Consider the following 12,589-nt stretch of genomic DNA (forward strand, 5'->3'; position numbering starts at 1 on the left):
CTATCCCTTCACTGAACCGGCGGCCATGCCGGCCATGATCTTCTTGTTGAGGAACACAAACACAATCAACAACACCACGATGTTGATGCTCACGGCCGCAAAAAGCGGCCCATACTGGGTCGAACCGTACTGATCGCTGAGGCTCAGCAGTCCCACCTGGATAGTGGCGAGATCCGGCCTGGTGGTGAAGGTCAGTGCGATGAGCAGGTCATTCCAGACGCTAAAGAACTGGACCAGGCCGATGGTCAGGATCGAGTTGCGCATCATCGGCAGGCCGATCACAAAGAACGAGCGCAGCGGGCTGGAACCGTCGACAGTCGCGGCCTCGAAAATCTCACGCGGGATGGACCGGAAATAGGCGGCCATCAGGAAGGTGGTGAGCGGCAGGCCCATCACCGTGTAGGTGATGATGAGCGGCCAGAGCGAGTCCGTCAGACCCGCCCGGAAGTACACCGTGAACAGCGGCACCAGGATCATCTGCCCGGGAACCATAATGCCCGCAAGGATGTAAAGGAGCGTGCCCTTCCGGCCCTTCCAGACCAGTACCTCCAGCGCGTAGCCTGCCGCCACGCCGATCAGCACAATGAGCGCTACCGACGGAATCGTCACCAGGATGCTGTTGAGGTAGTTCCGCGACACGTTGCCGTTGTTCAGGGCGGTGGTGTAGTTGTCGAAGATCCAGTTTTCGGGCAGCGACAACGCCGGGTTGGACAGGAACTCGGACTGCGTTTTGAACGAACCAAGGACCATCCAGACCTGCGGGTAAAGCACCACAACCACCACTATGGTGACGATGATCCACACCGGAAGGCGCCTAAGGGCACGGCGGGCACGACGGCGGTTGCGGAGGGGTTGTTCCGAACGCTGCAGCTCCGTGGCAGGAGGGTTTTCAAGCTGTGGCTGGACGGTCATCTCAATCCTCCGTCTTGCGTTGGGACGATCGGAAAATCGCGAGAGTGAAGATCAGGCACAGGAGCGTCAGGACCAGGGCTATGGTGCTGCCATAGCCATACTCCGCGTACTCGAATGCTGTCCGGTACATGTAAAGGGTCAGCGGGGCGGTGGAGGTTCCGGGGCCGCCGTTGTTGAGTGCAAGCAGGCTGTCGAAGACCTTCAGCGTCGCGTTGAGGCTGAAGATGATCGAGGACAGCAGAATGGGCAATGACAGCGGCACCACGATATGCCGCACCAGCTTGAGCCCGTTGGCGCCATCGAGCTTCGCCGATTCGAGAATCTCGTCGGGAATGTCGAGGAGGCCCGCGTAGAGCAGAATGGCGTAGAAGCCCATGGAACCCCACAGCGTCATGGCCAGGGCGGTGGCCATGGTGCCCGAGGTGGTGGCGAGGAACTCCACGCTTTCCCCACCAAAGAAATTTATGAGGTCGTTGACGGGGCCTTGGTTATCTCCCACGGCGACAAAGCTGCGGAACAGCAGGGCGACGGCGACCGTTGGCAGGATCGCTGGGAAAAAGACGATCGTGCGAAGCAGCGATGAACCTTTGCGCAGGACAAAGACGTAGAGGAGTGCCAGCATGTAACCGAGCAGGATCTGGCCCACAGTGGCGACAATCGCGAAGAACACGCTGACCCCCAGGGACTGCAGGGCCGCCTCGTCCGTGAAGAACTTGGTGAAGTTGTCGACTCCAACAAACTCGAAGCCGCGAAGGGTGTTTCCCTCAAAGAAGGAAAGGCCCAGGGACCAGGCAACGGGCCCAATCTTCAGCAGGGTGTACAGCAGGAGGGCGGGAGCCAAGAGGATGATGATCGTCTTGCGGTCTCCGAACACCGAGTTCATAGTTCAAACCTTTCGTCGGCAGAAGGCCCGGCCACCCTGAGCGGGCGGCCGGGCCAAACCGAATCAGCGGGCTGCGTCAACGCTCTTCTGAAGGGCGCTCATGTAGTCCTCGGCCGACATCTGGCCGGTGGTGAGCAGGGAGACGTTGGTCGAGGCCAGCGAGTTGCTCTTCGGATCCAGCAGGGCTTCGAACCAGAGCACGGGATCCTTGAGCCCGGTGATCTTCTCCTGGATCTGGGAGGTCATGACGGGCAGTTCCTTGACATCCTCGTTGACCTTGAACCCCGAGATAGTGCCGGAGTCCTTCAGCGCCTGGGCGCCGTAGTTCTCCGAAATGCACTTCAGCCATTCGCCGACCTTCGGCCCGAACTGCTTGGGTGACATGGCCATCACAGCGCCCGCGTTCGCCGCGAACTGGTCAATGCTGCCGGAACCGCCCTTGACTGCCGGGAAGGCCATAAAGCCGATGTTGGTGTCGCCGATGGTGTTGCGCGTGGGATCGTTGATGGAGCTGAGCAACCAGCTGCCGTCATAGGTCATGGCTGCCTTGCCGGTGAGGAAAAGGTTCGTGGACGTGTCGGCGTCGCGGGTTGAGAAGCCCTCTCCCAGTGCGCCGGAGGAAGCAAGATCGGCCAGGGCCTTGGCGCCCGCCACGTACTTGGGGTCGGTCAGCTTGGCCTTGCCATCCCGGACATCCTTCATCGCATCCGGGCCCACGTTGCGGAAAATATACATGCCCATGAGCCGGGTGAGGGGCCACCCCGATTTCCCCGCCTGGGTCATCGGCATCACACCTGCCTGGGCGAGCTTAGCGTTCGCTGCCGTCAGCTCGTCCCAAGTCTTGGGTTCTTCGATGCCGTTGGCGGCGAAGATCTGCTTGTTGTACCAGATTCCCTCGATGTTGTACTGGTACGGCAGGGAAACCATGCCTCCGTAGACGTTCTCCACGGTGGCGGCAGCCGCGGGCAGGAGTTGGTCTCCTGCGCCCAGCTTGTCCAAGGCTTCCTTGTAGTCCAGCACGAGGCCTCCCTTGCCGAGGTCGCCGTCAGGGCGGACCATGGCAGTGCCCGCGATGAAGTGTGCGGGCAGCGCACCCTGGCCGGCAAGGAGCGTGACCTTCTGTACGACGTCGGCCTGGGCGACCTTCTGGTGTTCAATCGGGAGTGCCGCGTTCTCTGCCGAACAGGCGCCCTTGGCCAGGGCATCAAGGGTAGCCGGGAGGGCTTTGTTTTCGTTCGCCGTCAGGATGGTGAAGCTGCTGGGATCGGTCCCGGTGGGTCCGCCCGTGCTGCCGGCCGTGCTGCCGGCACCCTGTGGTGATCCGCCACAGGCAGAGAGCGGAGTGAGCGCGAGTGCGACGGCCGTGGCCACCATTACCCGACGACTGCGGATTGCTTTCATGACGTCCTCCTTGACGGCTGTCATTCGGTGACAGCGACCTCTGACTGATGCGTTTTCAATCAGGAGTGAGAGATTATTCAGCCCCTCGTTCGTGTTGAGCGTATCACATTATTCGCCCCTTGTGAATATTCATTCGAGTTTGAGAGAATAATCAATATTGAGTCCAGGCAGCAGCCTGACGAGGTAATCGACGACGAGGACGACACCATGAAAAGCACTACAGCGAAGCGGCACCATGCGCCGCTCACCGCGCTCGACGCAGCGAACGTCGTTTGGGCAGGCGGCTTCTGGGGTGATGAACTCGAGCGCACGCGTACAGCGACTGTGCCGGGCATGTGGGCCTCACTCAGCGACCCGGCCGTAAGCCCGGGCTGGCGGAACTTCCTCATCGCGGCCGGCGACGCCGAGGGCCAGCACGAAGGCCCACCGTTCCTCGACGGCGACCTCTACAAGTGGCTCGAGGCGGCCATCAGCCTCCTCGAGACCTCGCCCGACGCCGCCCTTGAGGCCAGCATCAATGCCATCGCGGCGAAGATCGCCTCTGTCCAGCGCGAAGACGGCTACCTCCACACGCCAACACGTATCGCCGAACGCAACCACGAGCAGGCCCAGGCCCTCGCCGACCGGTTCAACTTCGAGACGTACAACCTCGGCCACCTCATCACCGCCGGCGTGCGCCACCACCGGGTGACAGGCGAAACGGTCCTGCTGGACGCGGCCGAGCGCGCCGCGGGCTTCCTTGAGAACCTGGCCACCAACCACACCGACCAGCTCGCACGCAGCGCGATCTGCCCGTCGCACTACATGGCTGTCATTGAGCTCTACCGCGCCACCGGCAACGAACGCTACCTTCGCCTGGCGGAGACGTTCGTCGCAGTGCGGGACGGATTTGCGGGCGGCGACGACAACCAGGACCGCATCCCGGTCCGCGAACAAAAGGTAGTGGCCGGCCACGCTGTCCGCGCCAACTACCTGTACGCCGGACTGGCGGACCTGGTGGCCGAGACCGGCGACCCGGAGCTCACCGAAGTGCTCGAACGCCTGTGGCGGGACGTCGTCGACACCAAGCTCTACATCACCGGCGGCTGCGGTGCGCTGTACGACGGAGCGTCCCCGGACGGCAACCCGGAGCAGAGCCAGATCAGCCGGGTGCACCAGGCCTACGGCCGCCCCTTCCAGCTGCCGAACACCACTGCCCACAACGAGTCCTGCGCGAACATCGGCATGATCCTCTGGAGTGAGCGGATGCTGGCCCTCACCGGCGACGCGGCGTACGCCGACGTGATCGAGCGCATCGCCTACAACAGCCTGCTGGCCAGCATCAGCCTCGACGGCACACGCTACTTCTACACCAACCCGCTCCGGCAGGTCCGCGAGCTGCCGTTCCCGCTCCGGATGCCCGGTGAAACCGCCCTGCGGCCGGTGCCGGAACCGCCGGCCTCCGACTCACGACTTCGCGCGGAATACATGAGCTGCTTCTGCTGCCCGCCCAATATCGCCCGCACCCTGGCGCAGTTCCACGAGCGCGCCATGTCAACCTCCGCTGAAGGCCTGTGGGTTCATCTCTACGGCAGCGCCGACGTCCATGTGGAGCATGAAGGCCGGGGAATCGGACTTCGGGAAGTCTCCAAGCAGCCCTGGGGGGAGCGCGTCGACTTCACCGTCACCTCCGTGACCGGCGGCGGCATCCCGCTGAAACTGCGGATCCCGGGCTGGAGCGAAGGCGCGGCCATCACCGTCAACGGTGAACCGGCGGCAGCCGGCGAACCCGGAACGTATGCAACGATCGACCGCGAGTGGCAAGCAGGCGACACGATCACCCTGGCACTGCCGATGCCGGTCAAAATGGTGCGCGGACACCGTCTGGCCGAGGAAATCACCAACCAGGTTGCGGTGACCCGGGGTCCGGTCACCTACTGCCTGGAAAGCCAGGACCTGCCGGCAGGAGTGCGGCTGGAGCAGATCGCACTGCGCCGCGGCACGACATTCACTCCCGTGGAGACTGACATCGAGGGCCGCCGGATCATGGCACTCGACTGCGAGGCAGTGGTCCTGCCACTTACGGAAAGCCAGGGACTGTATACCGAAGTCGGCGACGCCGAACTCGTCACGGCACCAGTGCGGCTGATTCCGTACTTCACGTGGGGCAACCGCGGGGCGTCCGAAATGTCCGTCTGGCTCCCGCTGGCATGGTGATGAAAATGACCCCCACAGTTACCCCCGGCCTCGCCACGGATCCGTCCGCCACAGCCCGGGCCGACGCGAAATCCCAGCACGTTGTTGCGACCTATCACATCGAGACCTCCCGCGACCTCCGGCACGCAGCCGAAGTACTGGCCGGCGAGCAGTCCACCGGCACGTTCATCAGGGTGGCACGGGAGTCCGACGAGCTGCGTTCCCGGTTCGCGGCCCAGGTGGTGGACCTCGAGGAGATCCCGCTGACCGGTTCGTCGCCGCTGCCAGGCGCCGTCGGCGACCCGGCCAACCGCCGCCGCGCCAGGGTGCGGCTCCGGTTCCCGCTGTCGAACTTCGGCCCCTCCCTGCCCAACCTGCAGGCCGCCGTCGCCGGCAACCTGTTCGAGATCAAGGAACTGGCAGCGATCAAGCTCATGGACCTTGACCTCCCCGAGGCCTTCGCCGAGCGCTACCCCGGACCGGCCTTCGGCGTTGAAGGAACCCGGCGGCTGATGTCGCGCCCCTCCGGCGCCCTGATCGGGACGATCATCAAGCCGAGCATCGGGCTGACCCCCGAGGAGCTGGCCGAGGTGGCCGCCGAACTCGCCAGTGCCGGCGTCGACTTCATGAAGGACGACGAACTGCAGGGCAATGGCCCTTCCGCCCCCCTGGCCGCGCGCGTGCGCGCAGTGATGCCGGTGCTGAAGCGCCACGCCGACCGCACCGGCGTGATGCCGATGTATGCCTTCAACATCACGGACGACATCGGCCGCCTGGAAGCGAACCACGACCTGGTGGTCGAGGCCGGCGGCACGTGCGTGATGGCCTGCATCAACATGATCGGCCTGTCCGGAGTGGAATTCCTGCGCCGCCACGCTGCGGTACCCATCCACGGGCACCGGGCGATGTTTGGCGCCATCAGCCGGTCGGACCAGCTGGGGTTCTCGTTCCGGGCCTGGCAGAAGCTGGCCCGGCTGTCGGGGGTGGACCACCTGCATACTAACGGCATCAGCAACAAGTTCTACGAGAACGACGGCGAAGTGCTCGACTCCATCGCGGCGGTGCGGGAACCCCTTCTCGGACAGACGCCCACGCTGCCTGTACTATCGTCCGGACAGTGGGCGGGCCTCGCCCACGCAACCTATGCGGCCACCGGCACGGATGACCTGCTGGTTCTCGCGGGCGGCGGAATCCACGGCCACCCCGACGGGCCGGCCGCCGGCGTCAGGAGTATGCGTGCCGCGTGGGATTCCGCCGGGCGCGGCGAAGAGATGGCGACAGCCCTCGCCGCTTCAGCCGAGTTCCGCCGTGCCGCCGAAGCCTTCGGAGCGCCACGTGAATGACCTCCGAATCGCCTTCTACGGCGATGATTTCACCGGCAGCGTCGACGTGCTCCTGCAGCTCCGGCGCGCGGGCTGGACAAGCCGTCTTTTCCTGGGGCTCCCGGACGGTGCCGAGCTGCAGGCCGCCGCCGCGGAAGTGGACGCCGTCGGCGTGGCGGGCGTGGCACGCTCTTTGCCGACAGGCCGGATCGAGCCGGAAGTACGGCCCGTGCTCGAGGCGCTCAGGGCGCTCCGGCCGCAGATAGTGCAGTACAAGGCATGTTCAACGGCTGACTCCTCGCCGGGGGTGGGAAGCCTTGGCCGGGTCATCGAGATCGCCAGGGACGTGTTCGGTCCCGCCACCGTGCCCGCCCTTTTCGCGCAGCCTGACTTCGGCCGCTACACCGCGTTCGGCCATCACTTCGCCGCAGAGGCGGGGCAGGTCTACCGCCTTGACCGCCAGCCGACGATGTCACAGCATCCGGTCACCCCGATGCGCGAGTCCGACCTCGCCAAGCATCTCTCGCTGCAGACCCGCCTTCCCATCGGCTCCATGCACCTCACCGAATACACGGACGCGTCGAACGTCGCCCGTAACCTCAGGCTCCGGACCGAGGCCGCAACCGTCCTGGATGCCATGACGGACGGGCACATTGAACTTGTCGCAGAAGCCGTGGTGGCCAACTCCCGATCGAACGCACCGCAGTTCGTGATCGGCTCCGGCGGGTTCAGCCGTGGCCTGGCGGCCGCCCTCTCCCACGGCAACACGACCCAGGTGGACATGGCCGATGAGCTGAACGCGGACGGGCCCGTGCTTGCGGTCTCGGGCTCCCAGTCACCCCAGACGTCGCGGCAGATCGACGACGCCCGCCGCCAGGGCTGGACCGTCCTCGCTTTGTCCACACAGGATGATGGTCCGCTGAAGGACCGCGTCATTGCTGAGCTTTCGGCCGGCCGGAGCGTGGTGGTGACCACCGGCGATGCGGCAGAACCGCGCGACGGCGGCAGCCTGGTGGAGGCGCTTTCGGCCCGCCTGTCGGGTGTCGTCGAAGCCGCGCTCCGGGTGGGCGGCAACAACCGGGTGATCGTCTGCGGCGGGGACACGTCCAGCCACGTCCTCCGGCAGCTCGGCGCCCGTTCCCTGTCGATCGCAGCGAACCCGGTGGGCAACGTGGTCCTGTGCCGGGTTGCATCCCCGACCAGCTGGCTGGACGGCACCGAAATGCTGCTCAAAGGCGGCCAGGTGGGTCCGGTCGACCTATTCGAGCTGGTCCGGACCCTCCAGGCCAGGCCGCGGGTCGCGCCGATCAGCTGAGCCAGGCGTTTCAGCTCCCGGCCTGGAAGCGTATGCTCCAGGCGGCCGCTTCACGCGGAAGCCGGTATTCCTCAGGCAGGGACGGCCCGCACGCCGCTGATCCCAGCCCGAGCTGTGCGTGGTCGATGTTCAGCCACACCCGGCCGGAATCCGCCAGATCGTGGGGGTGCCGGGCGCGTTCCAGTGCCTCGCCGGTCCAGCGCCGTGCCGTGAAGTCGAACAACGGCTCACCATCAACCCGCAGGGTGGGCAGCCCGGTGCCTGACATCTCCAGCCAGCGCGTTTCCACGTGGTTGCCGTTTTCCTGGGGCACCGGGTAGCCAACCTGCAGGGCGTCAATACTCGACGCATATGTCCCGACGGCGGCGGCCTCCCGCGAATCCGCGTATGACTCCCCCGGTCCACGTCCGAACCACCGCGCTTCCTCGTAGGCGCCCGGCAAGCCAAGCCGCAAGCCCAGCCGCGGCAAGACGATGTCCCGGTGCTGATAGGGCGTGTCCGCCCACGGGCCGGTGAAATCCACCGAGACCTGGAGCCGAAGTCCGGAGCCGTCGGCGGTCCAGTCAAACACGTACTCCATCGCATGCGGGTGGGTTGCCGCGGCGCAGCGCCCCGCTACGCGGAGGCGGTCGCCGTCGGCCTCGATGCGGTCGGTGCGGTGCTGCATCCGGTCGAGACCGACGGCGGACCACACCGCCGCGAGGTTATTGTTGCCGCCCTGCCCGCGGTCGTTCTCAGTGGGGGCCCGGTACACGTCGAGCTGCGGACCGTCGAGTTCCAGCCGTCCCAGCCGTATGAGCCGGCCGGACACCGAATCGAATACAGCGTCACCGAGCCGCAGCCCGCCGTCGGACGACACATGATGCCGTGCGGACACAGGCCCCCGCAAAGGTTCCACGCGCCGCTGCTTGGGACGGACGGCCAAGACACCCTGGGACCACGCCACGAGGTGCCCGGCCCGGGCCCAAGAGGTGTCTTCCTTGAGTTCGGCTTCGATGGTGAGCCACCACTCGCCCGGTTCGTCACCCGGGGCAACCGGGCATGGCACCGTGACGTTCTCCCCGGCGGCGACGGCCGGGACGGCAAGGACGCCGTTGCCGCGCGGGACACCATCGAGCTCAAGGCGCCATGTGAACGTGAGATGGTCGAGCCCGACGGCGTCGTGGTCGTTGCGGATCACGATCGTCTCCCCAACGGAAATCTCCACCGGCTGGAGCACTTTCTTCAGTTCGGCCAGGCCGGGCGACGGTGTGCGGTCCGAAAAGACCAGTCCGTCCAGGCAGTAGCGGCCGCCGTTCGGTCGGTAGTCAACGTCAGAGCCGTGCATGATGAACTCGCGGCCGGCGGCATCCCGGTGCGTGAAACCGTGGTCGATCCATTCCCACACAAAGCCGCCGCAGAACCTCTCGTGGGCCTTCAGGATGCGGTGGTAGTCCGCGAGCGAGCCGGGACCGTTGCCCATCGCATGGGCGTACTCACAGAGCAGGAACGGCAGCGAGCGCCGGCGCGCATCGTCGTCGTCGTTGATTCCCTGAGGCCGTGGATCCTCACGCCGGCCTATCTGCTCCAACAGCTCCAGGGATGGGTACATCAGCGACGCGAAGTCCGAGTTGCGGTAGCTCGGGTCGCGTTCGTAGTGGAGGGGACGCGACGGGTCGCGGTCCCGGATCCAGGCCTCCACGGCGTCGAAGTTTTCGCCAATCCAGCTCTCGTTTGCCAGGGACCAGGCCACGACGCTGGGGCTGTTCTTGTCGCGCTCCACCATGCGGCAGGTGCGGTCGAGCATGGCCCGCAGCCAGCGGGGGTCCGCCGGCGGATTGCCCTCCCAGCCGGCGTAGATAAAGCCGTGCGTCTCCAGGTCGGATTCCTCCACCACCCAGAGGCCGTACTCGTCGCACAGCCGGATGAACTCCGGGTGGGGCGGGTAGTGGCTGGTGCGTACGGCGTTGATGTTGTGCTGCTTCATCAGCACGATGTCGCGCACCATCGTCTCCCGGTCGAGCGTGCGCCCCGTGTCCGGGTGGTGTTCGTGCCGGTTCACCCCGCGGAAGAACACCGGCCTGCCGTTGACGCGGAGCACGCCGTCGGAGATCTCCACGGTACGGAAACCTATCCTCAGCTCCACCGTCTCGCCCGCTGACGTGAGCGTCCCCCGGTACAGCCGGGGCGATTCGGCGCTCCACGGTTGAACGGGCACGGCGGCGGTTTCGCCGGCGGCCATGCTGATCCCCAGCTCCGGGATCTCAACGCGGGCGTGGGTTGAGGCGTCCACCCGGAGGGTGCCCTGGCCGGTCCGGTGGTCGAAGCCGGCGTGGACAAAGTAGTCGTCAATCGCACCCGCCGGCCGTTCGAGAAGCTCGACGTCCCTGAATATCCCGGGCAGCCACCACATGTCCTGGTCCTCCAGGTACGTGCCTGAGGACCAGCGGTGGACGCGCACGGCGAGCACGTTCTCGCCCGGAAGAACGGGGGCGTCGAATTCGAAGGGCAACCGGCTTCCGTTGGAAAAGCCCAGTTCCTGCCCGTTCAGCCAGACCTTCGCGCAGGAGTCCACACCCTGGAACCGAAGAATGGCCTTGCCCCAGTCCTCAGCCACGTCGAAGACAAGCCGGTAGTCGCCGGTGGGGTTTTCGGTGGGCACCCGCGGCGGGTCCAGCGGCATGGGCAGTGCCGTGTTGGTATAGAGCGGCCCCTCGTCGGTCCCCAGCAGCGACCGCGCTGGTCCGCCGGCCAGCGGAGTGACCGGTTCAAGGACCCAGTGGGAGGGTACACGGATGGTGTCCCAGGCCGTGTCGTCGAACCTGGCCTTGATAAATCCGTCGCCGGTGCCAGCCGCAGTCGGCGAAAGCCGGAACCGCCAGCTTCCGTTGAGGCTGAGTCGGCGCGCATTACTGAGCGCATCCGCACGCGGCTCGCGGCGGCCGGATCCCGGGGCGTGGTCCTCCCAATATTGGCGCATGGCAGTCCTGTTCAGTGTGCGTTGTTTGCGGCGGATTGCCGGATTCGGCGGATGCGCAGGGCGAGCGCCTCGCCGCCAGGCAGCTGGACAGGATCCGCCCCCGCGGCGAAGGCATCATTCCGCTGGACGTCAGTCAGTTCGAAGGCCTGGTCAGCGGTCTTGATGGTCATGTTCCAGGTGTCGATCACGTCAACCTCGAAGCGGTCCCCGACCTCCAGCTGGATTCCCAGGCCCGTATTCGGCAGCCGGAACGTCCACGACGCAGGAGCCGACCGGCCAAGGTACTGGAAGTACACCTGACGTGGAATGCCGGCGACGAACCCTTCGTCCCACCAGTTGTCGATGGGGTTCAGACCCTCGCCATCCACCTCGTCCAGCAACCTCCGCAGGAAACCCAGCCGTTCCGGACTCTCGCCCTGCAGGCGGCCACCTTCGACAATGTGAAGGCTGCCGCCGTCGAGCACAAAGCTCTCACCGTGCGAGGCGTAGCAACCTGACACCGTGGCAATCCAGAACTGATGGACCAGTTCGCGGGCGGTGAGGTGCCCCCAGCGCTCGGGCACATCGCCTTCGTACTTGATCTCGTCGAGCACGATCGGCTTGAGGTAGGCGTCGCGGAACAGCGAAGCGCGGCCGAAGTCCTCGGTGGCCTGGCCGAGCTGGATCGAGGCGTGCGTGACCCACGGCTTGTTGTGGTCGTAAAAACGGACCCAGTTATGGATGGAACGCAGGTGGTCATGGGGATCCAGGGCGGCGAGCAGTTCACCGGCCGCATCCCACCGCTCGGTGGGGCGGTCAAGGATGTCGAACTCGTTGCACAGGGACCACCAGATGTTGGGATAGGCCGAGAGCCGGGCAACTAGGTAACGCAGGTACGCGGCGTCCTCGGCTTCGGTGAGTCCGTCGAGGCCGAAGCGGCCGTTGTCATAGGCGTTGTAGATGAGGACATCGGCCTGGATCCCGCGGGACTGGAGGAGCACGACGGCGGCGTCGAGCCGCCGGAAGAACGCCACCACCGGGCGCGTCACGTCGTAGCGACCGTCGGCCCTGCGTTCAAAGGGCAGCAGCTCGGGGAAATGCTCCACATAGCCGCCCGCCTGCGGGAAGACCATAAAGCGCAGCTTGTTGAAGCCGGCTTCAGCGACCGAGTCGACCGTCGCCGCAAACTTTTCCTTGGGCTGGTGCAGCCAGTTGTAAACAGTGGCGCCGACCGGGCGGAACGGAGCGCCGTCCGCGTGGGCGAAATGGAACGTGCCGGCCACCCTGACCGGGCCATGCTCCGGCGGTTCGGGGCGGACCACGTTGACCGTGCCGGTGACACCGGAAAGGCGGGCGTCCTCCGACGTTGTGGTCCAGGTCCAGCGGCCTTCACGTTCGGGGGCGAAGCGCGCCAAGTAGCGGTCGCCGCCGTCCCAGAACCCGGGCACCCTCCTGATGTCTCCGGATTCGTGCTCAAAGACGGCCCAGAACGGAACCTGATCCGCCGGAATGGGTTCCTCCGGTCCGGTGAGCCCGACCTCGAGCACCGCGTAGCGGGGGTGCGTCATGGAAAGTCCTTTCAGGCGAGCGCCGGCGCTCGGGAACGTTAGAGGGGCAGCTATTGAACCGTATCAATAGATAAT

The 12,589-nt window shown here is 65.7% G+C and carries 8 protein-coding genes; 3 read left to right on the forward strand and 5 right to left on the reverse strand.

Annotated elements, in window-relative coordinates:
- The 3 genes from ABV518_RS05365 to ABV518_RS05375 all read right to left on the reverse strand — a co-directional run bounded on the left by ABV518_RS05365 (position 1) and on the right by ABV518_RS05375 (position 3,196).
- A complete protein-coding gene (locus ABV518_RS05365; protein ID WP_367765800.1) occupies positions 1-912 on the reverse strand; it encodes a carbohydrate ABC transporter permease in 912 nt (303 codons plus the stop codon).
- A gap of 1 nt (position 913) precedes the next feature.
- Positions 914-1,795 carry a carbohydrate ABC transporter permease gene (locus ABV518_RS05370; RefSeq protein ID WP_367765801.1) on the reverse strand — a complete coding sequence of 294 codons (882 nt, stop codon included), beginning with the start codon at positions 1,793-1,795 and terminating at the stop codon, positions 914-916.
- Positions 1,796-1,858: 63 nt separating this feature from the next.
- Positions 1,859-3,196 (reverse strand): ABC transporter substrate-binding protein, encoded by a 1,338-nt coding sequence (locus tag ABV518_RS05375; protein WP_367765802.1) that lies wholly within the window; start codon positions 3,194-3,196, stop codon positions 1,859-1,861.
- A gap of 207 nt (positions 3,197-3,403) precedes the next feature.
- Here ABV518_RS05375 and ABV518_RS05380 point away from each other — a divergent pair, with 207 nt between their 5' ends.
- From ABV518_RS05380 to ABV518_RS05390, 3 genes are read left to right on the forward strand one after another with little or no spacing between them, the layout of a single operon-like run.
- The gene (locus ABV518_RS05380; RefSeq protein ID WP_367765804.1) at positions 3,404-5,392 is read left to right on the forward strand and encodes a glycoside hydrolase family 127 protein; all 1,989 of its coding nucleotides are present in this window, start codon (positions 3,404-3,406) and stop codon (positions 5,390-5,392) included.
- 5 nt (positions 5,393-5,397) lie between these two features.
- On the forward strand, positions 5,398-6,714 hold the full coding sequence (locus ABV518_RS05385; protein WP_367765805.1) for a RuBisCO large subunit C-terminal-like domain-containing protein: 1,317 nt from the start codon (positions 5,398-5,400) through the stop codon (positions 6,712-6,714).
- On the forward strand, positions 6,707-8,008 hold the full coding sequence (locus ABV518_RS05390) for a four-carbon acid sugar kinase family protein (RefSeq protein ID WP_367765806.1): 1,302 nt from the start codon (positions 6,707-6,709) through the stop codon (positions 8,006-8,008). Before ABV518_RS05385 ends, ABV518_RS05390 begins: the two co-directional genes overlap by 8 nt.
- 10 nt (positions 8,009-8,018) lie before the next feature.
- On the opposite strand, the gene ABV518_RS05395 is transcribed toward ABV518_RS05390, so the two are convergent.
- Together ABV518_RS05395 and ABV518_RS05400 are read right to left on the reverse strand one after the other, a co-directional pair.
- Complete coding sequence (locus ABV518_RS05395; protein ID WP_367765807.1) at positions 8,019-10,967, reverse strand: glycoside hydrolase family 2 TIM barrel-domain containing protein; 2,949 nt, start codon at positions 10,965-10,967, stop codon at positions 8,019-8,021.
- Between the two features lie 11 nt (positions 10,968-10,978).
- Entirely contained in the window at positions 10,979-12,514 is a 1,536-nt protein-coding gene (locus ABV518_RS05400) for a DUF4038 domain-containing protein (protein WP_367765808.1), read from the reverse strand.
- Positions 12,515-12,589: the final 75 nt, after the last annotated feature.

This window comes from Arthrobacter sp. HS15c, assembly GCF_040812005.1.
Taxonomy (GTDB): domain Bacteria; phylum Actinomycetota; class Actinomycetes; order Actinomycetales; family Micrococcaceae; genus Arthrobacter.

What these genes read in the sequence shown, in the direction of transcription:
- ABV518_RS05365 (WP_367765800.1), bottom strand. Translation starts at nt 912, where the DNA reads ATGACCGTCCAGCCACAGCTTGAAAACCCTCCTGCCACGGAGCTGCAG.
- ABV518_RS05370 (WP_367765801.1), bottom strand. Translation starts at nt 1,795, where the DNA reads ATGAACTCGGTGTTCGGAGACCGCAAGACGATCATCATCCTCTTGGCT.
- ABV518_RS05375 (WP_367765802.1), bottom strand. Translation starts at nt 3,196, where the DNA reads ATGAAAGCAATCCGCAGTCGTCGGGTAATGGTGGCCACGGCCGTCGCA.
- ABV518_RS05380 (WP_367765804.1), top strand. Translation starts at nt 3,404, where the DNA reads ATGAAAAGCACTACAGCGAAGCGGCACCATGCGCCGCTCACCGCGCTC.
- ABV518_RS05385 (WP_367765805.1), top strand. Translation starts at nt 5,398, where the DNA reads ATGACCCCCACAGTTACCCCCGGCCTCGCCACGGATCCGTCCGCCACA.
- ABV518_RS05395 (WP_367765807.1), bottom strand. Translation starts at nt 10,967, where the DNA reads ATGCGCCAATATTGGGAGGACCACGCCCCGGGATCCGGCCGCCGCGAG.
- ABV518_RS05400 (WP_367765808.1), bottom strand. Translation starts at nt 12,514, where the DNA reads ATGACGCACCCCCGCTACGCGGTGCTCGAGGTCGGGCTCACCGGACCG.